A 21,939-nucleotide genomic window follows, 5' to 3' on the forward strand; every position below is an offset into this window, starting at 1 on the left:
AGGCAAGTTCGACTGGATGCTCCGGGATCTCTACGACGGCGTCCCGGGCATCGAGATGATCGTGGTGCTCTCCGCCGACGGCCTGCGCATCGCCCGCTACTCCGGCGACCCCGACGCCGCCGACCGCGTCGCCGCAGCCTGCGCCGGACTCCAGAGCCTCGCGAGCGCCGTCAGCCAGGAGATCCCCACCAGCGACGGCGACATGAAGATGGTGCTCATCGAGATGAACGGCGGCTACTTCTACCTGATGGCCGCAGGCCCCAACGCCTACCTCGCCGTGCTCTCCGACGTCCGCTGCGAACCCGGCCGGATGGGCCTGAGCATGGCCGACCTGGTCGCCCGGATCGGCCCCCACCTCACCAGTCCCGCACGGCGCAACGGGCAGACCGTATGACTCCTCCCCAGCGCCAGAGGCGATCCCCCGGGCCGGACCGGCCCGCCGCGCCCGCCCCCGGCGGTGCACCGGCCAAGGACGGCGAACTGCGCAACCCCGAGCGGCTCTTCGTCATCGGCGGCGAAGGGGGCGGCGAACGTGCCGACATCGACCTCGTCACCCTGATCGTGGCCCGCGCCGACCCCCCGGTGTCCGCCACACCCGAACAGGCCGCCCTGCTGCGGCTGTGCGCGGCCCCCCTGTCCACGGCCGAGCTGTCGGCCTACCTGAGCCTGCCGTTCAGCGTGGTGACCGTGCTGCTCACCGACCTGCTGGCGAAGGAGCTGGTGCAGGCCCGCGCCCCGATCGTCCGCCAGAAGGTCGCCGACCGAAACCTCCTCGAAGCGGTGATGCATGGACTTCAAAAGCTCTGACACGATCCCGGGCCCGCGCACCGAGGACCGGCTGCCCCACACCGCCGAGGCCGCCGTGAAGATCGTCATCGTGGGCGGCTTCGGGGTCGGCAAGACCACCATGGTCGGCTCGGTCAGCGAGATCAGACCGCTGACCACCGAGGAGACGATGACCCAGGCCGGCATCGGCGTCGACGACAACTACGGCTCGGCCTCCAAGACGGCCACCACCGTCGCCATGGACTTCGGCCGGATCAGCATCACCGACGAACTGGTGCTGTACCTCTTCGGCACACCCGGCCAGGAACGCTTCTGGTTCCTGTGGAACGGCCTCTTCGAAGGCGCACTCGGCGCGGTCGTCCTCGTCGACACCCGCCGCCTGGAGGTCAGCTTCGACGTCATGGGACGCCTGGAGGAGCGCGGCGTGCCCTTCGTGGTCGCCGTCAACACCTTCCCCGACGCGCCCCGTTACCCCATGGCGGAGCTGCGCACCGCGCTCGACCTGCCCGAGGAGATCCCCATCCTCGACTGCGACGTGCGGCGCCGGGCCTCCAGCCGGGACGTCCTGATGACCCTGATGCGCTTCCTGCACGCCCTCGCCATGAAGGGCGCGCTGACCTGACCCGCGCGCCCCGCCGACCCCCTCCACTCATTCGACGTGATCCACACCTTCTGCTGCGGAGCGAGACTGTGACGCCTGAACGCCACGCCCCGACCGGAACGGGCGAACCCCTGCTCGAACCCCCGCCCGGCTGCCCCGCGCACGGCCTCGGGCCGGGCGGACTGCACCGGCTGCACGAGGCCGACGACCTGCAGGAGCTCTACGAGAAGCTGCGCGAGCAGCACGGGCCGGTGGCGCCCGCGCTGCTCCACGACGACGTACCCATGTGGGTGGTCCTCGGGCACGCCGAGAACCTGCACATGGTCAGCACCCCCTCCCAGTTCTGCCGCGACAGCCGGATCTGGACCCCGCTCAACGAGGGCATGGTCAAGCCCGACCACCCGCTGATGCCGCACATCGCCTGGCAGCCCATCTGCTCCCACGCCGAGGGCGAGGAGCACAAGCGGCTGCGCGGCGCGGTCACCAGCGCCATGTCCGACCTCGACTTCCGGGAGCTGCGCCGGCACATCAAGCGCTACACCCAGCGCGTCGTCAACCGGTTCTGCGAGGAGGGCCGGGCCGACCTGGTCGGCCAGTTCGCCGAACACCTGCCGATGGGCGTGATGTGCCATCTCCTGGGCATGCCCGAGGAGTACAGCGACCGGCTGGTGGAGGCCGCCCGCGACACCCTCAAGGGCACCGAGACGGCGATCGCCAGCCACGCCTACGTCATGGAGGCGCTGGGCCGGCTCACCGCCGCCCGCCGGGCCGCCCCGGCCGACGACATCGCCGGGCGCCTCGTCACCCACCCGGCAGGACTCACCGACGACGAGGTCCGCGAACACCTGCGGGTGGTCCTGCTGGCCGCCTACGAGGCGACCGTCAACCTGATCTCGAACGTGCTGCGCGTGGTCCTCACCGATCCCGGCTTCCGTGCCCAGCTCAGCGGCGGGCAGATGACGGTGCCCCAGGCGGTCGAGCAGTCGCTGTGGGACGAGCCGCCGTTCAGCACCGTCTTCGCCTACTTCGCCAAGCAGGAGACGGAACTCGGCGGCCAGCGCATCCGCGCCGGCGACGGCCTGCTGCTCGGCATCGCGCCGGGCAACGTCGATCCGCGCATCCGCCCGGACCTGAGCGCGGACATGATGGGCAACCGCGCCCACCTCGCCTTCGGCGGCGGTCCGCACGAGTGCCCCGGGCAGGACATCGGGCGGGCCATCGCCGACGCCGGCATCGACGCGCTGCTGATGCGGCTGCCCGACGTCCGGCTCGACTGCGACGAGGACGAATTGCGGTGGCGGTCCTCCATCGCGTCGCGGCACCTGGTGGAACTGCCGGTGCGGTTCGAACCCAGGGCACAGCAGGACATCAGGCAGCAGCCGAGCCACGCACCCGTCCCGGAACGGCGCGCCCCCTGGCACGTCGGCATGCCGAAGCCGGAACAGCGCCCGCAGCCGCCGCTGCCGTCGCACCCGCCGCAGCCCGTGTCGGTGACGGCCGCCGAGCCCCAGCGGGTACCGACCGCGGAACAGCAGCCTCCCCGCGGCGCCTGGCAGCGTTTCCTGCGGTGGTGGCGCGGCTACTGACGGCCGTCCCGGTCCCCGTACGCCGCCCAGTCCTCGTACGCCGTCCAGGCGCCGAGCGACCGGCCGCTGCGGAAGCGGTGCTCGCGCCCCGTGACCGGATCGGTGAACGCCAGTTCCCGCGCGAGCAGTTGCAGCGGGCGCCGGAAGTCACCGGCCGGCACGGGGGCGGCCACCTCGGGGTAGAGGGGGTCGCCGAGAATCGGCAGGCCGAGCGCGCTCATGTGCACGCGCAGTTGGTGGGTCTGACCGGTGCCGGGCACCAGCCGGTAGCGGGCGAGCCCCCGTTCCGGCCGGCGGCCGAGCAGCTCGACGCGGGTCACGGCGTTCGGCTCGCCGTCCGCCTCCCGGGCGGCGAGCACCCCGCGCTCCTTGAGGATCCGGCTGCGGACCGTCCGGGGGAGGGCGAGCGAGGGGTCGTACGGGGCGACGGCCTCGTACTCCTTGCCCACCCGCCGGTCGGCGAACAGCCTCTGGTAGGCGCCGCGTTCCTCCGGGCGCACGGTGAACAGCACCAGCCCCGCCGTGAGCCGGTCCAGGCGGTGCGCGGCGCCGAGTTCCGGAACGCCCAGCTCCCGGCGCAGCCGGGCCAGCGCGGTCTGCGTGACGTGGCCGCCGCGCGGTGTGGTGGCCAGGAAGTGCGGCTTGTCCGCGACGACGACGTGCTCGTCGCGGTACACGATCTCCAGCGGGAAGGGCACCGGCACCTCGGCGGGCGGCTCGCGGTGGAACCACACGAACATGCCGGGCTCGTACGGCGTGTCGCCCGCCACGGGGCGCCCGTCCGCGCCGACGAACGCCCCGGCGTCGAACATGCCCTCGACCACGCCGGCGCCCGCGCCCGACAGCCGCTCGACGAGGTGGTCCCGCACCGTGGACCACGTCCCGTCCGCGGGCAGGCGCACCCGCACCGCGTCGATGCCGTCGCGCTGCGGCAGGGGCGAGGGCGGGGGAGGGGTACGGCGTCTCATCACCGTCAGCGTACGGGGCGGTGACCTGCGGCGGCGGGTCGAGGCGGAAGTCATGGTCCGGGAAAACCGCTGGGCCTGGGTCCGCCGCTGTTGGCAGGATGCCGCCCATGCCCTACCTGACCCGCCCGGTCCTCCCCGCCGGCACCCTGTCCCGCACCCCGCAGCCCACGATCCCCACCGGCGACGGGCTGCTGCTGCGCCCGTGGCGCGCCGAGGACGCGCCCGCCGTGCACGCGGCCTTCCAGGACCCGGTGATGCACCAGTGGCACATCCGCGCCGCCGACTCCGAGGAGGAGGTACGGGGCTGGATCGCCGAGTGGCGGCAGGCCTGGCAGCGGGAGCGCGACATCCAGTGGGCGGTCGCCGACGCGGCCGACGACCGGCTGCTCGGCCGGGTCGCGCTGCGGCAGGTGCTGCTCGGCGACGGAGTGGCGGAGGTCGCCTACTGGACGACGGCGGGCGCCCGCGGCCGGGGCGTCGCCGCGCGGGCCACCCGCACCCTCGCCCGCTGGGCCCTGGACGAGATCGGCTTCCAGCGCCTGGAGCTCTCCCACGCGGTGGCCAACGAGGCCTCGTGCCGCGTGGCGCAGAAGGCCGGCTTCGCCCTGGAGGGCACCAAGCGCAGCGCACTGCTCCACCCCGACGGCTGGCACGACATGCACCTGCACGCACGCGTGCGCGGCGATTGAGGGCACGAGCGCGGAGGGAGGAGAGGGGACGTTACGCCGCTTCCCGGCCCTCCTGTTCCGCCTCGATCCGGGCGTTCCACTCACGCTTGGAGGCCTGCCAGCCGTCCTCGTTGTGGCCGAGCCGCCAGTAGCCGGAGATGGACAGGTCCTCTCGGGGGATCTCGCGCTCCACCCGCAGGTACCGGCGCAGTTCCTTCACGCAGGCCGCCTCGCCGTGGACGAAGGCGTGCAGGCGGCCCTCCGGGAACTCCAGCGCGCGTACCGCCTCGACCAGGGCCTGCCCGACCGGACGCCCCGCGCGGTGCAGCCAGACGACCTCCACGTCGGAGTCGATCTTCTGCTCCTCCTCCGGCCCCTCGACCTCCACGAAGGCGAACGCGCGGGTGCCGTCCGGCAGCGCCTCCAGGGAGCGGGCGATCGCGGGCAGCGCGCTCTCGTCACCGGCGAGCAGGTGCCAGTCGGCGGCCGGGTCCGGGGCGTAGGCACCGCCCGGGCCCATGAAGTGGATCCGCTCGCCCGGCCGCGCCCGCTTGGCCCAGGGCCCGGCGAGACCCTCGTCGCCGTGGACGACGAAGTCCAGCGTCATCTCGCGGTGCTCGGCGTCCCAGTGGCGCACGGTGTACGTCCGGGTCACCGGCCACTGCTCACGCGGGAACTCCTCGCGGATCCGCTCCATGTCGAAGGGCTCCGGGTACGTCGCGCCCCCGGAGGGGAACAGCAGCTTCACGTAGTGGTCGGTACAGGTGTCCGCCGAGAACTCGGCCAGTCCCTCGCCGCCGAGCACCACGCGCTGCATGTGCGGGGTCAGCCGCTCGGTGCGGACGACCTGCGCCGTGTGCGGCTTGCGCGGTTTGCGTGCCGGACGGTCTGCCATGACGGCCTCCCAGTTCCCTGCAGTGCGATTGGCTGAGTTAGGTATGCCTAAGCTAGCATCCCGGCCCGGTTCGTCGCTCGGGAAACGGGTGCCCACCGGGCCCGGTTCAGGCGGTGAGCGTGGTCAGCAGCCGCTGCAGTGACCCGCCGAGCCCCCAGCGGGCGGCCAGCGCGTCCAGCGCCTCGGCGTCGCGCGGGCCGTGCGGCAGCGCCGTGCCGGTGTCCGGCAGCGGCACGTCGTCCGCCACCCGTACGACCTTCGGGGCGACGTCGAGGTACGGCCCGGCCTCGGTGAGCCGCTTGCGCTGCGTGGGCGTGAGCTTCGCCTTGGGGTCGTCGACGGCGGCCCGGATCCCGGCCAGGTCCCCGAACTCGGCCAGCAGTTTGGCCGCCGTCTTCTCCCCGACGCCGGGCACACCGGGCAGGCCGTCGCTCGGGTCGCCCCGCAGCAGCGCCAGGTCGGCGTAGCCGCTGCCGTCGACGCCGTACTTCTCGCGCAGCGCGGCCTCGTCGACGAGGTTGAGCGTTCCGACGCCCTTGACCGGGTAGAGCACGCGCACGCCGCGGGCGTCGTCGACGAGCTGGTAGAGGTCGCGGTCGCCGGTGACGATGTCGACCGGACCCGTGGCCCGGGCCGTGTAGGTGCCGATGACGTCGTCCGCCTCGTACCCGGCCACGCCGACGCGGGCGATGCCGAGCGCGTCCAGGACGGCTTCGATGACCGGCACCTGCGGGGACAGGGTGTCGGGCACCTCCTCCTCGTCGGGGCCCGCCGGGCGCTCCTGGGCCACCCGGTGCGCCTTGTAGGAGGGGATCAGCTCCACCCGCCAGTGCGGGCGCCAGTCGGCGTCCATGCAGGCGACCAGGTGGTCGGGGCGGTGGTCCTTCACCAGGCGGTCGATGAAGTCCAGCAGCCCGCGCACGGCGTTCACCGGCGTGCCGTCGGGCGCCTTCACCGAGTCCGGCACGCCGAAGTAGGCGCGGAAGTAGAGGGAGGCGGTGTCGAGAAGCATCAGTCGTCCGGTCACGCCTCGCAATCATGCCGCAGGCCGTATGGGCGGACCGGGGAGGGCGTGTGAACTGGCTCACTTAAATGTTTGGCGCATAAGCATCGGGGCAGGCGCGCACCCGGGCCGAAGCTGGTTGATGCATTCAACTGTTAGGGGAGCTTTGGGCCCCTGCCCCTGCCCCCGAGCCAAGAGGTAAGCGTGTCAGCCAGACTAGAGGCCGAGAACCTGTACAAGGTCTTCGGCAGGAAACCGGACCAGGCCGTCGAGCGACTGCGCCAGGGGGACGTCCGGAAGGACCAGGGAGACGCCCGCAAGGACCAGGGAGACGTCCGGGAGGAGCTGCGCGCCGACGGCACCACCGCCGCCGTCATCGACGCGTCCTTCACGGTGGAGCCCGGCGAGATCTTCGTGGTCATGGGTCTGTCCGGATCGGGCAAGTCCACGCTGCTGCGCATGCTCAACGGTCTGTCGGAGCCGACCGCCGGGCACGTCCGCTTCGGGGGCCAGGACCTCACCGAGCTCAGCGACCGCGAGCTGCGCGAGGTCCGTTCCAAGAAGATCAGCATGGTCTTCCAGCACTTCGCGCTCTTCCCCCACCGCAGCGTCCGTGACAACGCTGCCTACGGTCTTGAAGTGCAGGGCGTGCCCCGCGCCGAGCGCGAACGCCGCGCCGACGAGGCGCTCGCCCTGTGCGGCCTGGCCGGCTGGGAGAAGTCCTGGCCGGACGAGCTGTCGGGAGGCATGCAGCAGCGCGTCGGCCTGGCCCGCGCGCTGGCCACCGACGCCGACCTGCTGCTGATGGACGAGTCCTTCAGCGCCCTCGACCCGCTGATCCGCCGCGACATGCAGGACCAGCTGCTCGACCTGCAGAAGACGCTGAAGAAGACCATCGTCTTCATCACCCACGACCTCAACGAGGCCATGCGCCTGGGCGACCGCATCGCCGTCATGCGGGACGGCCGGATCGTGCAGATAGGCAGCGCGCAGGACATCCTGATACGTCCCGCCAACGACTACGTCGCCTCCTTCACCAAGGACGTCGACCGCTCCCGCGTCCTGACCGCCGCCGCCGTCATGGAGACCGACGTGCGCGGCGACGAGGCCGACTGCGACTGCGAGACCGCCACGCCCGACACGCCGTTCTCGGAGCTGTGCGCCATCAGCGCCCGCGTGCCCCACTCGGTGGCCGTCGTCGACGGCGACCGCCGGCTCGTCGGCGTCGTCCCGGCCCAGCGCCTCATCGGCTTCCTCGGCGACGAGGACGTCGAACCCGGCGTCTGCCAGTCCCCGCGGGACAAGGGCGGCAAGAAGGTGATCAGCCGTGCCTAGGATCCCCCTCGGCGACTGGGTCAACAGCAGCGTCGACTGGCTGCTCGACAACGTCTCCTGGCTCTTCACCTTCCTCAAGGACATCTTCACCGGCGCCTACGACGGCATCAACGCCGTCCTCCAGGCCCCCGAGCCGCTGCTGCTCGCCGGTATCTTCGCCGTGATCGCCTTCTGGCTGCGCGGCACCTTCGCGGGCATCCTCTCCTTCGCCGGGTTCGCCTTCATCGACTCCCTCGAACTGTGGGAGAACGCGATGGTCACCCTGGCGCTCCTGCTGGTCGCCACGATCATCGCCCTGGTCGTGGCGGTGCCGGTGGGTATCTGGGCGGCCCGCTCGGACCGCGTGAGCGCGTTCGTGCGGCCGATCCTGGACTTCATGCAGACGCTGCCCGCGATGATCTACCTGATCCCCGCGATCCTGTTCTTCGGGACCGGTTCCGCCCCGGGCATCGTGGCCACCCTGATCTTCGCGCTCGCCCCCGGCGTCCGCATGACCGAGCTCGGCATCCGCCAGGTCGACAAGGAACTGGTCGAGGCCGCCGAGGCGTTCGGCACCACGCCCCGCAACACCCTGCTGCGCGTCCAGCTCCCGCTGGCGCTGCCCACGGTGATGGCGGGCGTCAACCAGGTCATCATGCTCGGCCTGTCCATGGCCGCGATCGCCGGCATGGTCGGCACCGGCGGCCTCGGCGGCGACGTCATGGAGTCCATCGGCCAGCTCAACGTCGGCCTCGGCGCCGAGGCCGGTCTCGCCATCGTCATCCTGGCGATCTACCTGGACCGCATGACCAGCGCGCTGGGCACGCACGTCTCCCCGCTGGGCCGCCGTGCCGCCGCCAAGGCACGCGCCGCCAAGGGCCTGAAGATCTGGTCCTACCGCCCCCAGCCGCAGGTCGCCGTGATCGGCATCGTCGTCCTCGGCCTGGTGGCCGGCGGCATGGGCCTGTTCGGCGGCACCACCGACGACACCGCCACCGCCGCCGGGGGCAAGAAGGTCGGGGAGGGCAAGAAGGTCTCCATCGGCTACATCCCCTGGGACGAGGGCGTCGCCTCCACCTACCTGTGGAAGGAGATCCTGGAGCAGCGCGGCTTCGAGGTCGAGGCCAAGCAGTTCGAGGCCGGCCCGCTCTACACCGCGCTGGCCCAGGGCAACATCGACTTCCAGACCGACTCGTGGCTGCCCACGACCCACGAGCAGTACTGGAAGAAGTACGGCAAGCAGCTCGAGGACCTCGGCTCCTGGTACGACCAGACCTCGCTGGAACTGACCGTCCCGTCGTACATGAAGGACATCAACTCCCTCGAGGACCTCAAGGGCAAGGCCGACCTCTTCGGCGGCAAGATCACCGGCATCGAGCCCAGCGCCGGCGAGATGAACCTGCTCAAGAGCAAGATCCTCAAGGAGTACGGTCTCGACGGCCAGTACAAGGTCGTCGACAGCTCCACGCCGGCGATGCTGGCCGAGCTGAAGCGGGCCTACAGCAAGAAGGAACCGATCGTCGTCACCCTGTGGTCCCCGCACTGGGCGTACAACGACTACGACCTGAAGAAGCTGAAGGACCCCAAGGGCGCCTGGGGCAAGGGCGACGGCGTGCACTCGCTGTCCCGCAAGGGCTTCTCGGACGACAACCCCGTCGTGGCCAAGTGGCTGAAGGACTTCTCCATGACGGAGAAGCAGCTCACCAGCCTCGAGGCCGAGATCAACAAGGCCGGCAAGGGGCAGCAGCAGGAGGCCGTCCGCACCTGGCTCAAGGCCAACCCGGGCATCGTCGACAAGCTCGCCCCGGTCGAGAACGGCTCCGGCGGCACCCCCGCCGAGGCCAAGCAGCCGCTCGACGTGGCCTGGTTCCCGTGGGAGGAGGACGTCGCCGTCACCTACCTGTGGAAGAACGTCCTCGAGCGCCGCGGCTACAAGATGAACCTGAAGCAGATGGACGTCGGCCCGGTCTACACCGGCCTGGCCTCCGGCGGCATCGACCTCAACTTCGACGCCTGGCTGCCGCACGCCCAGAGCAACTACTGGAACAAGCACAAGGACAACCTCGTCGACCTGGGCACCTGGTACGAGCCGACCTCCCTGGAGATCGCCGTCCCCTCGTACGTGAAGGACGTCAAGTCCCTCGCGGACCTCAAGGGCAAGGCCGACCTCTTCGACGGGAAGATCATCGGCATCGAGCCCGGCACCGGACAGATGCAGCTGGTCAAGAATGACGTCATGCCGGCCTACGGCCTGGAGGACGAGTACAAGGTCGTCGACGGCTCCACGCCGGCCATGCTGGCCGAGCTCAAGCGCGCCCTCGCCAAGAAGGAGCCGGTCGCGGTCACCCTGTGGTCGCCGCACTGGGCCTACAGCGACTACGACCTGACCAAGCTGAAGGACCCCAAGAAGGCCTTCGGCGAGGGCAACACGATCCGCACCATCTCCAGCAAGAAGTTCCCCGAGCAGTACCCGCAGCTCACGAAGTGGATCAAGAACTTCAAGATGAGCGAGGACGAGCTGGGCAGCCTGGAGGCCGAGATCAAGGACCGCGGTCAGGGCCACGAGGAGGAAGCCGTCGCGGCCTGGCTGAAGGAGCACCCGGACATGGTCGGCCGGATGACCCCGTAGCGGCGTCACTCCGTGTCGGTCACCCCGAGGGGCGGGCCCGGCGGCGTCTCCCGCGAGGCGCACCGCCGGACCCGCCCCTCGGGTCGTTCGCGGTCCGGACACGGTAGGGATTCGGCCAACCACGGAGCGCCAAGCCCCGGCCTGAGCAGGGCCGCGCCGGGACGGGAGGGGCAGGCGGGAACACGAAAGGCCGCCCACGCCTTGAACCGGTAGGGTGCGCGGACCGGTCCGCGGGTGGCGAGAACTGTGAGGTCGCGGCCACCGCACCGTGACATCGATGTGACGGCCGCATGAAACGGTTTGCCGAACATGCGTAGGGTGCAGAGAACCCATCAGGGGAACGGCACCCCGCGCGGGGCACGTCGACGGCACGAGGACGGGTGAAGGAGGGAGCCGGAGCGATGGGCGACCACAAAGATCAGCACCTCCGGGTGGGCGCGGCCGTACGGCGGCGGCGCCGTGACCTCGAACTCACCCTCGCCGTGGTGTCCGAGCGCAGCGGCCTGTCCGTGCCCTTCCTGAGCCAGATCGAGAACGACCGGGCGCGGCCCAGCCAGACGTCACTGGAGAAGGTGGCCGACGCCCTGCGCACCACCGCCGTGGAACTGCTCGCCGCGGCGGACCCCGCGTGCAGCGTCGACGTGGTCCGCGCCGAGGACCCCGACCCCGACCTGGCACCCAAGGTCCGCTCGCTGGTGCGCGGACACCACCAGATGCACGCCTCCGAGTACACCGGCGACCACGACGCCGGCCGGGAACTGCAGTACCGCAACGACCAGTTGATGTTCGTCGCCGAGGGTGCCGTGGAGATCGAGGCCGAGGGGCGCGCCTACCGGCTCGGACGGGGCGACACGCTGTACCTCACCGGCGGGGTGCGGCACCGCTGGCGGGCCACGGTGCCCGACACCCGGCTGATCGTCGTAGCCGTCGCCGAGCACATCGAGGCGGTCCGGGAAGGCCCCCGCAGGTGAGGGCGTGCGCGTGAGGGTCGTCTCCCTGGTGCCCTCGCTGACCGAGGCGGTGGCCCGCACCGTCCCCGGGGCGCTGGTGGGCGCCACCGACTGGTGCACGCACCCGGCCGGCCTGGACGTCGCACGCGTCGGCGGCACCAAGAACCCGAAGACCGACCGGATCCTCTCCCTCGCCCCCGACCTGGTGATCGCCAACGAGGAGGAGAACCGCGCCCCCGACGTCGACGCCCTGCGCGCCGGAGGCGTCGAGGTGCTGGTGACCGAGGTGCGCACCGTCCCGCAGGCCTTCACCGAACTGGAGCGGACGCTCACCGCCTGCGGGGCGCCCTCCCGGCCCCGCTGGCTCGACGAGGCGGAGGCCGCCTGGGCGGACCCATCCGTCGCCGAGCGGCGTGCCACGGCCGTCGTACCGATCTGGCGCAGGCCCTGGATGGTGCTGGGCCGCGACACCTTCGCCGGGGACGTCCTGGCCCGCCTGGGCGTCGACCACCTGTACGCCACGCACGCCGAGCGCTACCCGAAGGTTCCGGTGGACGAACTGCGGGCGGCCCGCCCGGACGTCGTGGTCCTGCCGGACGAGCCGTACCGCTTCACCGCCGACGACGGACCGGAGGCCTTCCCCGGCCTGCCCTGCGCCCTCGTCGACGGGCGGTACCTCACGTGGTACGGGCCGTCACTGGCCGAGGCGCCCCGGGCCCTGGCCGCGGCCCTGCGAGCAGCGCACCGCTGAGCAGGCCCCGCGCGGTGTGCACGGCGGCCACGGCCCAGGCGGCCACGAGGAGGACGTACAGGGCGAGGGTGAGACCGTCGTAGACGACCAGACGCGTCTCCCGGGCCAGTGCCTCGGCGCCGGTGACGCAGGTGCCCACCGGGAAGGTGAACGACCACCACGTCATCGAGAAGCCCATGCCCGCCCGGCGGGCCCGGACGACGTGCGCGGCGGCGAGGGCCAGCCACATCACCGCGAAGCCCATCACGGGCACCCCGTACAGCACGGCGAAGACCGGGAAGCCCTCGGCGTACGGTCCCGGCACGACGCCCGGCGCCACGTCCGCGAACTTTCCGACGGCGGTCGTCGACTGGCCGAGCGGCCCCAGGACCAGAAACAGCGACGGGGTGAGCGCGAGCGACAGCGGTCCGCCGGTGAGGAGCCGGCCGAAGACCACCGGCAGCGTCACCAGCGTCGCGAACAGGCTCACCCCGAACATCGCGACACAGGCGAGCAGCAGCGTCTCGCGGGGCTGTCCCGGCGGCAGGTGCGGCACCAGCAGCGGTCCGACGGCCGCGGACACCATCGGCGCCACCAGCGGCAGCAGCCACACCGGGCTGGCCTGCCCCGGCTCGATCCGGTGGCGCACGGCCATCAGGTACGGCACGGCGACCGCCGCCGCGAGCCCGATCGCCGTGCCGGCGGCGAACAGCACGGTGTCCAGGGCGACCGCGGCCGCGAGGCCGATCCAGTCGCGGCCGAGCGTCAGGGTGCCGCCGCCGACCGCCAGCAGGGCCATCGACAGGCAGCCGTAGAACGGGGCCGCGGCCGGGTCGAGGAGATGGGCGCGGGCCTGGTCGCGGTGGTGGAGCCAGTGCAGGGACCGGGCGGCCAGCAGTACCACCAGCAGGACGAGGGACAGGGCCCAGATGGCGGTGCACAGCGAACGCAGGCCGGGCACGTCACCGGGCAGCGCGGCTCCCGCCGTGCCGACGATGGAGGTGCCCATGACGCAGGCGTACCAGTTGGGCCCGAGATGCCGGACGGCCGGGACCCGCCGCACGGCCGGGCCGACGGCGGGCGAGGGGGAGGGGGAGCGGGGCTGGGCTGCGGTGACCATGGCTCCACCGTCCCGGCCGGCGAAAGCCCTGACCAGGGACCATGTCTCTATGAGGGCATAAGCTGGGGTTATGAGCAGGGGTGCGGACAGTGGTGCGGGCGGCGGCACGGGTGGCGCCGGGGACGGGCAGGGCGGCCGGGGGCGGTCCGCGGCGGGCTCGCTGGCGCACCGGGTGCCGGACCTCGGGGCGCTGGAGCTGTTGCTGGCGGTGGCCCGCCTGGGCAGCCTCGGCGGGGCCGCGCGCGAACTGGGCATCACCCAGCCGGCCGCGAGCAGCCGCATCCGCTCGATGGAACGGCAGTTGGGCGTCGCCCTGGTGGACCGCTCGCCACGCGGTTCCCGGCTCACCGACGCGGGTGCCCTGGTCACGGACTGGGCGCGGCGGATCGTCGAGGCCGCGGAGGCGTTCGACGCGGGTGCGCAGGCGCTGCGGGACCGGCGGGACTCGCGGCTGCGGGTCGCGGCGAGCATGACGATCGCCGAGTACCTGCTGCCGGGCTGGCTGGTCGCGCTGCGCGCCCAGTTGCCGGACACCGCGGTGTCGCTGCTCGCGGGCAACTCGGCGGCGGTCGCCGAGCGTCTGCTGGCCGACGACGCCGACCTCGGCTTCGTGGAGGGGGTGAGCGTGCCGACGGGCCTCGACTCCGCGGTCATCGGTCACGACCGGCTCATCGTCGTGACCGCGCCGGGCCACCCCTGGGCCCGCCGCAGGCGCCCACTGGCGGCCGCGGAGCTGGCGTCGACCCCCCTGATCCTGCGGGAGAAGGGCTCGGGCACCCGGCAGGTCCTGGACGCGGCGCTGGGCGGTCTGGCCCGCCCCCTGATCGAGCTGTCGTCGACCACGGCGGTGAAGGCGGCCGCGGTCGGCGGCGCCGGACCCTCCGTCCTCAGCGAACTCGCCGTCGGCGAGGAGCTGACCACCCGGCGCCTGGTGAGCGTCCCCGTGGCGGACGTCGTCCTGGCCCGCGACCTGCGAGCGGTCTGGCCCACGGGCCACCGCCCCACGGGCCCGGCCCGCCGACTCCTCTCCCTGACCCGGGCGTAGACGCGCCGCTCCGCCCGGTGCGCCGGGCATGCCGGCGCGAGCCGCCTCAGCCCGCCCGTGCCGCGTCCACGAGGGCTCTCATGACGCGGTCGTCGTCGCCCATCTCGGGGTGCCACTGGACGCCGAGGACCCAGCCGGGGGCGGCCGGCAGTTCCAGGGCCTCCACGGTGCCGTCCGCGGCGTGGGCCGAGGCGAGCAGGCCCGTGCCGAGCCGGTCGACCGCCTGGTGGTGATACGTGGGGACGAACGTCTCCTCGGGCACCACACCCGCGTACAGCGTTCCCGGCACCGGCTTGACCGGATGGCCGCCGAACACGCCCACCACTTCGGCGTGCCCCTCGATGTGCTGGACCAGGGTGCCGCCCAGGGCGACGTTGAGCAGCTGCATGCCCCGGCAGACGCCCAGCAGCGGGACGTGTGCGGCCAGGGCCGCCTCGATGAGAGCCAGCTCCCAGGTGTCCCTGGCCCGGGCGGGAGGGCCGGTGCGCGGGCCGGGCTCGGCTCCGTAGCGGACCGGCTCCACGTCCGGGCCGCCCGCGATCACCAGGCCGTCGACGCGGGCGACGGCCGCGGCGGCGTGCTCGGGCTCGTCGGGCGGGAGCATCGCGGCCAGACCGCCCGCCCGCCGCACCAGCCGCGGGTACCCGGCGGGCAACAGCGCCGCCTCCAGCTCCCACACGCCCCAGCGCGCCCCGGACTCCAGATACGTGCTGACACCGATCAGCGGCCTGTCCGCCATCCACCCTCCAGAAGATCGGACCAGGTAATGGGCTGCGTCCACACCTTTGACGTCCACACCTTTGCCGCAGCGCGCCGCCACGGCAAGGCGTTCACGTCAGAAACCCGCGCAGCAGCGCCGCCGTCCCCGCACAGTGCTCCCGGGCGATCTCCCGCGCCCCGTCCGCGTCCCCGTCGAGCACCGCCTCCACCAGCGCGCCGTGCTGACGCTGGGAGTGCTCCAGGTTGCGCACCAGCAGCGGGATGCAGTCCAGCAGGTCGTTGAGGGTGGCGCGGACCGCCGCGTACTGCGCCGCCAGGGCAGGTGAGCCGCACAGCTCCGCGAGGGTGAGGTGCAGCATCGTGTCCAGCCGCCGGTACTGCGCAAGCGGTGCCTCGCGCGTCCCGGCCAGCGCCTCCCGCAACCGGTCCGCCTGCGCGTCCGTCAGCCCGTGCGCCGCGCACAGCCCGGCCGCGCCCACCTCCAGCACCTCCCGGAACCGCAGCACGTCCTCGATGTCCACCCCGGTCACCCGGCGCCGCAGCTCGTCCTCGCCGGCCGCGTCCGCCCGCGGCAGCACGAACGTTCCGCCGTAGCGCCCCCGCCGTGCCTCCACCAGCCCCTGGTCCTGGAGCACCCGCAGCACCTCGCGCAGCGTCACCCGGCTGACCCCCAGCCGCTCCGCCAGCTCCCGCTCGGCCGGCAGCCGCTCGCCCCCCGCCACCAGGCCCAGCCGCACGACCTGGAGGATCTGCTCCAGCGCCTCCTCGAAGCCGTTCCCGGCCCGCACCGGCCGCAGCACCGGCGCCAGCCGGTCCGTCACGCTCCCGCCCCTCCCGCCGGATTCCTCCCGCACGCGGCCGCGCCCCCTTCCCAACCAAAGGTTCCCGGCAATACCTTATGGCTCCCGGCCAGAAGGAGGCTCTCCCCGTGGCAGACCGCACACCCCCGCTCGGGGTCGAGGAACTGCACGCCCTCGTCGCCGCCGGTGACATCGACACCGTCGTCCTGGCCTTCCCCGACATGCAGGGCCGCCTCCAGGGCAAGCGGTTCGCCGCCCGCTTCTTCCTCGACGAGGTCCTGGCCCACGGCACCGAGGGCTGCAACTACCTCCTCGCCGTCGACGCCGACATGAACACCGTCGACGGCTACGCCATGTCCTCCTGGGACCGCGGCTACGGCGACTTCGCCATGCACGCCGACCCCGCCACCCTGCGCCGGCTGCCCTGGAACGAGGGCACCGCGATGGCCGTCGCCGACCTCGCCTGGGAGGACGGCTCCCCGGTGCTCGCCGCGCCCCGCCAGATCCTGCGCCGCCAGCTGGAACGGCTCGCGGAACACGGATACACCGCACAGGTCGGCACCGAGCTGGAGTTCATCGTCTTCCGGGACACCTACGAACACGCCTGGGACGCGAACTACCGCGGCCTGACCCCGGCCAACCAGTACAACGTCGACTACTCCGTCCTCGGCACCGGCCGCGTCGAACCCCTGCTGCGCCGCATCCGCAACGAGATGGCCGGCGCCGGCCTCACCGTCGAGTCCGCCAAGGGCGAGTGCAACCCCGGCCAGCACGAGATCGCCTTCCGCTACGACGAGGCCCTGGTCACCTGCGACCAGCACGCCGTCTACAAGACCGGCGCCAAGGAGATCGCCGCCCAGGAGGGCATGTCCCTCACCTTCATGGCCAAGTACAACGAGCGCGAGGGCAACTCCTGCCACATCCACCTCTCGCTCGCCGACGCCGACGGCCGCAACGCGATGGCCGACGGATCCGGCATGTCCGAGGTCATGCGGCACTTCCTCGCCGGGCAACTGGTGGCGCTGCGCGAGTTCTCCCTGCTCTACGCCCCGCACATCAACTCCTACAAGCGCTTCCAGCCCGGCTCCTTCGCCCCCACCGCCGTCGCCTGGGGCCACGACAACCGCACCTGCGCCCTGCGCGTCGTCGGCCACGGCCGCTCGCTGCGCTTCGAGAACCGCCTGCCCGGCGGCGACGTCAACCCGTACCTCGCGGTGGCCGGCATGGTCGCGGCGGGACTGCACGGCATCGAACAGGGGCTGGAACCGCCCGAGCCCTGCCCCGGCAACGCCTACGCCGCCGACTTCGCACACGTCCCCACCACCCTGCGCGAGGCCGCCGAACTCTGGGAGAACAGCACCCTCGCCAAGGCCGCCTTCGGGGACGAGGTCGTCGCCCACTACCGCAACATGGCGCGCGTCGAACTGGACGCGTTCGACGCCGCCGTCACCGACTGGGAACTGCGCCGCTCCTTCGAACGCATGTGAGGCACCGGTTGTCCGAGGAACTCCCCGACGAACTGCGGGTACTGAACCCCGCCACCGAAGAGGTCGTCGCCACCGTCCCCGCCGCCACCGCGGCCGACGTGGACGCCGCCGTCACCCGCGCCGCCCGGGCCCAGACCGCCTGGGCCGCCCTCGCCCCCGGCGGCCGGGCCCGGCTGCTGCGCCGCTTCGCCGCCGGCGTCGACGCGCACCTGGAGGAGCTGGCCCGCCTGGAGGTCCGCGAGGCCGGGCACCTCCTCGGCAACGCCCGTTGGGAGGCCGGCAACGTCCGCGACCTGCTCGACTACGCCGCCGGGGGAGTGGAGCGGCTCACCGGACGCCAGATCCCGGTCGCCGGCGGCCTGGACGTCACGCTCCTCGAACCACTCGGCGTCGTCGGCGTCATCGCCCCCTGGAACTTCCCGATGCCGATCGCGGCCTGGGCCACGGCACCGGCGCTCGCGGCGGGCAACGCCGTCCTCCTCAAGCCGGCCGAGACGACCCCGCTCACCGCGCTGCGCCTGGCCGAGATCGCCCTGGCGGCGGGCCTTCCCGAGGGTCTGTTCCAGGTGCTGCCCGGGCACGGGCCGGTCGCGGGCGACGCGCTCGTCGAGCACCCGGGCGTCGCCAAGATCGTCTTCACCGGGTCCACGGCCGTGGGCCGGCGGGTGGCCGCCAAGGGCGCCGCCCTCCTCAAGCCCGTCACCCTCGAACTCGGCGGCAAGAGCCCCAACATCGTCTTCGCCGACGCCGACATCGAGGCCGCCGCGGCCGCCACACCCATGTCCTTCCTGGACAACGCGGGCCAGGACTGCTGCGCCCGCACCCGCATCCTCGTCCAGCGGTCCGTGTACGACCGCTTCCTCGCCCTGCTCGCCCCCGCGATCGAGGCCGTCCGCGTCGGCGACCCGGCCGACGAGACCACAGAGATGGGCCCGCTGATCTCCCGCGCCCAGCTCGACCGCGTCCGCTCCCACGTCCCCGAGGGCGCCGACGGCATCCGCGGCAAGGCACCCGAGGGCGGCCCCGGCTTCTGGTTCCCGCCGACCGTCCTCACCGGAGTCGACGCGCAGGCGCGCGTGGCCGTCGAGGAGGTCTTCGGGCCCGTCGCCGTCGTCCTGCCCTTCGAGGACGAGGCCGACGCGATCCGCCTGGCCAACGCCACCGACTACGGCCTGTCCGGCTCGCTGTGGACCCGGGACGTCGGCCGCGCCCTGCGCGTGTCGGGCGCGGTGCGCGCCGGGAACCTGTCCGTCAACTCCCACGCCAGCGTCCGCTACTGGACGCCCTTCGGCGGCTTCAAGCAGTCCGGTCTCGGCCGCGAGCTGGGCCCGGACGCGCTGACCGCGTTCACCGAGACCAAGAACGTCTTCATCAGCACCACCTCGTCGAGCACGGAGGACCCCGCACAGTGAGCGAAGACATCGTCTGCCGCAGGCTCGTCGGCCGTACCGCCGTCGTCACCGGAGCCGGCAGCGGCATCGGCCTCGCCTCCGCCCGCAGGCTCGCCTCCGAGGGGGCCCGCGTCGTCTGCGGCGACGTGGACGAGACCCGGGGCAAGGCCGCGGCCGAGGACACCGGCGGCATCTTCGTCAAGGCCGACGTCACCGATCCCGAGCAGGTCGAGGCGCTGTTCGCGGCGGCGTACGACACCTACGGCAGCGTCGACGTCGCGTTCAACAACGCCGGTATCTCGCCGCCCGACGACGACTCCATCCTGGAGACCGGCCTGGAGGCGTGGAAGCGCGTCCAGGAGGTCAACCTCACCTCCGTCTACCTGTGCTGCAAGGCCGCCATCCCCTACATGCGGCGCCAGGGCCGGGGGTCCGTCATCAACACCGCGTCCTTCGTGGCCCGGATGGGGGCGGCCACCTCGCAGATCTCGTACACCGCCTCCAAGGGCGGTGTCCTCGCCATGTCCCGGGAGCTGGGCGTGCAGTTCGCCCGGGAGGGCATCCGCGTCAACGCGCTGTGCCCGGGACCCGTCAACACCCCGCTCCTCCAGGAGCTGTTCGCCAAGGACCCGGAACGGGCCGCCCGCCGCCTCGTCCACATCCCCCTCGGCCGGTTCGCCGAGGCCGAGGAGATCGCCGCCGCCGTAGCCTTCCTGGCCAGCGACGACTCCTCCTTCGTCAACGCCACCGACTTCCTGGTGGACGGCGGGATCTCGGGGGCGTACGTCACACCGCTGTAGAACCCCGCGCATGGCGTCCTACAGTGCCGGGATGAGCATGACGCCGCCGCCCGGCTGGTACCGCGACCCGTCGGCCCCGCACCTGGAGCGCTGGTGGGACGGCACGGCCTGGACGGAGCACCGCCGCGTCCCCGAACCCGCCGGCTACGGGCCGGCGGCGGGCGGGGCCCCGGGGCCGGAGCGGCAGTCCGCGCCGATGCATCACCAGGCACAGTACGGCCAGGCACAGTACGGCCAGGCACAGTACGGCCAGGCAGAGCCCGGCCGGGAGACGAACGTACCGCTGTCCGCCGGCGCCGGACCGGACGGGGGCGGACCGGGGGCGGGCACCGGCGGTCGTGGGAAGGCCGTCGCCGTGACCGCCGCCGCGGCCGTCCTGGTCGCGGCGATCGTCACCGGCGTGTTCGTCCTGGGAGAGGACGACGGCGGCACCCCGCGGCCCCAGACCCCGCCGGCCACGGCTTCGGTCACCGGTCCCTCCCCGGTGAACGACCCGCCCTCCCCCTCACCGACCGCCTCCGGACCCGCCGCCGACGACCCTGCCGTGGTCGAGGACCAGCTCAACGGCGTGACCTTCCCGCTGCCGGAGGGCTGGGTGCGGCCGCAGCACATCGCCGAGGACGACGTCATGATGACCACGGACGGCACCTACGACTGCCCGGCCGACGGCAGCGTGTGCCGGCACGGCCTCGTCATCTCCCGCACCGTCACGGCCAACGCCGAGTCCTCGCCGAAGGTCCTCGCGCGGCAGGACATCGAGGACGCGGCCGACGACGCGTACGACCGCGACCTGATCGGCAACAAGCCCTTCGGCGGCATCGAGTCCCACGAGGAGGTGGCGTCCGGACCCGTCGCGGTCGCCGGACGCGCCGGGTACTACGTGCGCTGGCGGGTGACGACCGCCAAGGGGCCCGGCGGCTACGTGCAGTCGATGGTGTTCCCCTCCACCGTCGGCACCGAGTCCCCGGTCCTCGTCCGCTACGTCTTCGACGCCGGCGAGGACGGGCCGCCCCTGGCCGTCATGGACGAGATCACCAAGGGCATCCGGCCCGTCGGCGACGCGGACACCGGCGGCGGCGTGGGCAGCGGCCTGGGCCCGACGGACTGACCCCGCACCGGGGAGCACGCCGGAGGATCAGAGAAAGGTGTGCCCCTCGCCCCGGTACGTCGGCACCGTCGCCGTCACCGTGTCCCCCTCCACCAGGTGCAGCGCGTCGAACCGCTCGCACAGCTCCCCCGCCTTGGCGTGCCGGAACCACACCTTGTCGCCGATGAGCAGGTCGTCGGCGGGCGAGCCCAGCAGCGGCGTCTGGACCTCGCCGGCGCCCTCCTGGGGGTCGTAGCGCAGCCCCTCGGGCAGATACGGCACCGGCAGCCGGTCGGCGCCGGCCGCGCCGGAGGCCGGATATCCGCCCCCGAGCACGGTCACGGCCCCGACGCCGGGCCGCCGTACGACGGGCTGCGCGAACAGCGCCGCGGGACGGCCGCGGAACGACGTGTAGTTGTCGAACAGCCGCGGCACGTACAGGCCGGACCCGGCGGCGATCTCGGTGACCGCGTCCTCCGCGGCGGTGTGCTGCACGCTGCCCGTGCCGCCGCCGTTGACGAACTCCAGGCCGGGCACCACGGCCCGGACCGCCCGCACCACCGCGGCCCGGCGCTCGGCGAGTTCCCGCCGCGCGGCGGCCTGCATCAGCCGCACGGCACGCGACCGGAACGGATGCCCCGCGACCGCGTCCCCGACGCCGGCCACATGACCCTCGTACGCCATGATGCCGACGACCTCGAACCCGGGCCGACGGGCCACCGCGCGGGCCAGGCCGGCGACCTCGGAGGGGGAGTGCAGCGGCGAGCGCCGCGCCCCCACCCGCACCCGGCCCCCGAACAGCCGCAGCGAGGTGTCCAACTCCAGGCACACCCGCACGACTTCCCGGCCGCCGTCGCCGTCGCGCGCGGCGTCGACGAGGTCCAGCTGCGCCGAGTCGTCGATCATCACGGTCACGGCGGAGGCGAGCTTCGGGTCGGCGGTCAGCTCCGCGTACCCGGCGCGGTCCGCCGACGGATAGGCGAGCAGGACGTCCTCGAAACCGGAGCGCGCCAGCCACAGGGACTCGGCCAGCGTGAACGACATGACGCCCGCGAAACCGTCCCTGGCCAGGGCCCGTTCCAGCAGCGCACGACAGCGTACGGACTTGCTCGCGACCCGGATCGGCTTGCCGCCGGCGCGGCGGACCAGGTCCTCCGCGTTGGCGTCGAAGGCCTCCAGGTCCACGATCGCCACGGGGGCGTCCAGATGGGCGGTGGCCCGGTCGTAGCGGGCCCGGTCGGCGGCGCGTGCGGTCATGGACGCAGCCTGCCAGACAGGATTACCGCAGGGTAGGGGGACGATCCGGGCCAATGCCACGGGCGCGTGGACTGGTTCCCCCTCCGGCCGGGTCACGCCGTA

The 21,939-nt window shown here is 72.8% G+C and carries 21 protein-coding genes; 14 read left to right on the forward strand and 7 right to left on the reverse strand.

Features of this window, described 5'->3' with window-relative positions:
• The first annotated feature begins 16 nt into the window (after positions 1–16).
• From NI25_RS31170 to NI25_RS31185, 4 genes are all read left to right on the forward strand, one after another.
• Positions 17–394: a roadblock/LC7 domain-containing protein gene (locus NI25_RS31170; RefSeq protein ID WP_167308645.1), complete on the forward strand. Its 378-nt coding sequence runs from the start codon at positions 17–19 to the stop codon at positions 392–394.
• Positions 391–807 (forward strand): DUF742 domain-containing protein, encoded by a 417-nt coding sequence (locus tag NI25_RS31175; protein ID WP_061445650.1) that lies wholly within the window; start codon positions 391–393, stop codon positions 805–807. Before NI25_RS31170 ends, NI25_RS31175 begins: the two co-directional genes overlap by 4 nt.
• A complete protein-coding gene (locus NI25_RS31180; RefSeq protein ID WP_061445651.1) occupies positions 788–1,408 on the forward strand; it encodes a GTP-binding protein in 621 nt (206 codons plus the stop codon). The genes NI25_RS31175 and NI25_RS31180 overlap by 20 nt, the downstream gene beginning before the upstream one ends.
• Positions 1,409–1,476: 68 nt before the next feature.
• Positions 1,477–2,973 (forward strand): cytochrome P450, encoded by a 1,497-nt coding sequence (locus NI25_RS31185; RefSeq protein ID WP_061445652.1) that lies wholly within the window; start codon positions 1,477–1,479, stop codon positions 2,971–2,973.
• Here NI25_RS31185 and NI25_RS31190 read toward each other — a convergent pair.
• Entirely contained in the window at positions 2,967–3,941 is a 975-nt protein-coding gene (locus NI25_RS31190) for an RluA family pseudouridine synthase (protein ID WP_061445653.1), read from the reverse strand. The two genes, NI25_RS31185 and NI25_RS31190, sit on opposite strands and share 7 nt — an antisense overlap.
• 107 nt (positions 3,942–4,048) lie before the next feature.
• On the opposite strand from NI25_RS31190, the gene NI25_RS31195 reads away from it, so the two are divergent.
• Positions 4,049–4,630, forward strand: a complete 582-nt coding sequence (locus NI25_RS31195) for a GNAT family N-acetyltransferase (protein WP_061445654.1) — start codon at positions 4,049–4,051, stop codon at positions 4,628–4,630.
• A 31-nt stretch (positions 4,631–4,661) separates the two neighbouring features.
• Here NI25_RS31195 and NI25_RS31200 read toward each other — a convergent pair whose 3' ends face one another.
• Together NI25_RS31200 and NI25_RS31205 are read right to left on the reverse strand one after the other, a co-directional pair.
• Positions 4,662–5,504, reverse strand: a complete 843-nt coding sequence (locus NI25_RS31200) for a siderophore-interacting protein (protein WP_061445655.1) — start codon at positions 5,502–5,504, stop codon at positions 4,662–4,664.
• A gap of 106 nt (positions 5,505–5,610) precedes the next feature.
• Positions 5,611–6,516: a 5'-3' exonuclease gene (locus NI25_RS31205; protein WP_107072138.1), complete on the reverse strand. Its 906-nt coding sequence runs from the start codon at positions 6,514–6,516 to the stop codon at positions 5,611–5,613.
• A 195-nt stretch (positions 6,517–6,711) separates the two neighbouring features.
• Here NI25_RS31205 and NI25_RS31210 point away from each other — a divergent pair, with 195 nt between their 5' ends.
• The 4 genes from NI25_RS31210 (at position 6,712) to NI25_RS31225 (ending at position 12,151) form a co-directional block, all read left to right on the forward strand.
• Positions 6,712–7,842: a quaternary amine ABC transporter ATP-binding protein gene (locus NI25_RS31210; protein WP_061445657.1), complete on the forward strand. Its 1,131-nt coding sequence runs from the start codon at positions 6,712–6,714 to the stop codon at positions 7,840–7,842.
• The gene (locus NI25_RS31215; RefSeq protein ID WP_061445658.1) at positions 7,835–10,450 is read left to right on the forward strand and encodes an ABC transporter permease/substrate binding protein; all 2,616 of its coding nucleotides are present in this window, start codon (positions 7,835–7,837) and stop codon (positions 10,448–10,450) included. The genes NI25_RS31210 and NI25_RS31215 overlap by 8 nt, the downstream gene beginning before the upstream one ends.
• Before the next feature lie 401 nt (positions 10,451–10,851).
• The gene (locus tag NI25_RS31220) at positions 10,852–11,421 is read left to right on the forward strand and encodes a helix-turn-helix domain-containing protein (protein WP_061445659.1); all 570 of its coding nucleotides are present in this window, start codon (positions 10,852–10,854) and stop codon (positions 11,419–11,421) included.
• Positions 11,422–11,431: 10 nt separating this feature from the next.
• Positions 11,432–12,151, forward strand: a complete 720-nt coding sequence (locus NI25_RS31225) for a helical backbone metal receptor (protein ID WP_061447171.1) — start codon at positions 11,432–11,434, stop codon at positions 12,149–12,151.
• On the opposite strand, the gene NI25_RS31230 is transcribed toward NI25_RS31225, so the two are convergent.
• Positions 12,078–13,250, reverse strand: coding sequence for a TDT family transporter (locus tag NI25_RS31230; RefSeq protein WP_061445660.1), 1,173 nt, complete (start codon positions 13,248–13,250; stop codon positions 12,078–12,080). The two genes, NI25_RS31225 and NI25_RS31230, sit on opposite strands and share 74 nt — an antisense overlap.
• 70 nt (positions 13,251–13,320) lie before the next feature.
• On the opposite strand from NI25_RS31230, the gene NI25_RS31235 reads away from it, so the two are divergent.
• Positions 13,321–14,295: a LysR family transcriptional regulator gene (locus NI25_RS31235; protein ID WP_061445661.1), complete on the forward strand. Its 975-nt coding sequence runs from the start codon at positions 13,321–13,323 to the stop codon at positions 14,293–14,295.
• 46 nt (positions 14,296–14,341) lie between these two features.
• On the opposite strand, the gene NI25_RS31240 is transcribed toward NI25_RS31235, so the two are convergent.
• Positions 14,342–15,034: a gamma-glutamyl-gamma-aminobutyrate hydrolase family protein gene (locus NI25_RS31240; protein ID WP_061445662.1), complete on the reverse strand. Its 693-nt coding sequence runs from the start codon at positions 15,032–15,034 to the stop codon at positions 14,342–14,344.
• Between the two features lie 91 nt (positions 15,035–15,125).
• Complete coding sequence (locus NI25_RS31245; protein ID WP_061445663.1) at positions 15,126–15,836, reverse strand: FadR/GntR family transcriptional regulator; 711 nt, start codon at positions 15,834–15,836, stop codon at positions 15,126–15,128.
• 107 nt (positions 15,837–15,943) lie between these two features.
• Between NI25_RS31245 and glnA4 the strand changes: the two genes are divergently transcribed.
• The 4 genes from glnA4 to NI25_RS31265 are packed head-to-tail and all read left to right on the forward strand — an operon-like array spanning position 15,944 to position 20,601.
• Positions 15,944–17,302: a gamma-glutamylethanolamide synthetase GlnA4 gene (glnA4, locus tag NI25_RS31250; RefSeq protein WP_061445664.1), complete on the forward strand. Its 1,359-nt coding sequence runs from the start codon at positions 15,944–15,946 to the stop codon at positions 17,300–17,302.
• Between the two features lie 8 nt (positions 17,303–17,310).
• On the forward strand, positions 17,311–18,714 hold the full coding sequence (locus NI25_RS31255) for an aldehyde dehydrogenase family protein (RefSeq protein ID WP_061445665.1): 1,404 nt from the start codon (positions 17,311–17,313) through the stop codon (positions 18,712–18,714).
• Positions 18,711–19,493 (forward strand): 3-oxoacyl-ACP reductase, encoded by a 783-nt coding sequence (locus NI25_RS31260; protein WP_061445666.1) that lies wholly within the window; start codon positions 18,711–18,713, stop codon positions 19,491–19,493. Before NI25_RS31255 ends, NI25_RS31260 begins: the two co-directional genes overlap by 4 nt.
• 37 nt (positions 19,494–19,530) lie before the next feature.
• Complete coding sequence (locus NI25_RS31265) at positions 19,531–20,601, forward strand: DUF2510 domain-containing protein (protein WP_061445667.1); 1,071 nt, start codon at positions 19,531–19,533, stop codon at positions 20,599–20,601.
• 27 nt (positions 20,602–20,628) lie between these two features.
• Here the strand turns inward: NI25_RS31265 and NI25_RS31270 are convergent, their stop codons facing one another.
• The gene (locus NI25_RS31270; RefSeq protein WP_061445668.1) at positions 20,629–21,837 is read right to left on the reverse strand and encodes an amino acid deaminase/aldolase; all 1,209 of its coding nucleotides are present in this window, start codon (positions 21,835–21,837) and stop codon (positions 20,629–20,631) included.
• Positions 21,838–21,939: the final 102 nt, after the last annotated feature.

It is taken from the genome of Streptomyces sp. CCM_MD2014 (assembly GCF_000772045.1).
GTDB classification, from domain to species: Bacteria; Actinomycetota; Actinomycetes; order Streptomycetales; family Streptomycetaceae; genus Streptomyces; species Streptomyces salinarius.

Coding starts and splice junctions, on each gene's coding strand:
- NI25_RS31170 (WP_167308645.1), top strand. CDS start 17: ATGCTCCGGGATCTCTACGACGGCGTCCCGGGCATCGAGATGATCGTG.
- NI25_RS31175 (WP_061445650.1), top strand. CDS start 391: ATGACTCCTCCCCAGCGCCAGAGGCGATCCCCCGGGCCGGACCGGCCC.
- NI25_RS31180 (WP_061445651.1), top strand. CDS start 788: ATGGACTTCAAAAGCTCTGACACGATCCCGGGCCCGCGCACCGAGGAC.
- NI25_RS31190 (WP_061445653.1), bottom strand. CDS start 3,941: ATGAGACGCCGTACCCCTCCCCCGCCCTCGCCCCTGCCGCAGCGCGAC.
- NI25_RS31195 (WP_061445654.1), top strand. CDS start 4,049: ATGCCCTACCTGACCCGCCCGGTCCTCCCCGCCGGCACCCTGTCCCGC.
- NI25_RS31200 (WP_061445655.1), bottom strand. CDS start 5,504: ATGGCAGACCGTCCGGCACGCAAACCGCGCAAGCCGCACACGGCGCAG.
- NI25_RS31205 (WP_107072138.1), bottom strand. CDS start 6,516: ATGCTTCTCGACACCGCCTCCCTCTACTTCCGCGCCTACTTCGGCGTG.
- NI25_RS31220 (WP_061445659.1), top strand. CDS start 10,852: ATGGGCGACCACAAAGATCAGCACCTCCGGGTGGGCGCGGCCGTACGG.
- NI25_RS31230 (WP_061445660.1), bottom strand. CDS start 13,250: ATGGTCACCGCAGCCCAGCCCCGCTCCCCCTCCCCCTCGCCCGCCGTC.
- NI25_RS31235 (WP_061445661.1), top strand. CDS start 13,321: ATGAGCAGGGGTGCGGACAGTGGTGCGGGCGGCGGCACGGGTGGCGCC.
- NI25_RS31240 (WP_061445662.1), bottom strand. CDS start 15,034: ATGGCGGACAGGCCGCTGATCGGTGTCAGCACGTATCTGGAGTCCGGG.
- NI25_RS31265 (WP_061445667.1), top strand. CDS start 19,531: ATGACGCCGCCGCCCGGCTGGTACCGCGACCCGTCGGCCCCGCACCTG.
- NI25_RS31270 (WP_061445668.1), bottom strand. CDS start 21,837: ATGACCGCACGCGCCGCCGACCGGGCCCGCTACGACCGGGCCACCGCC.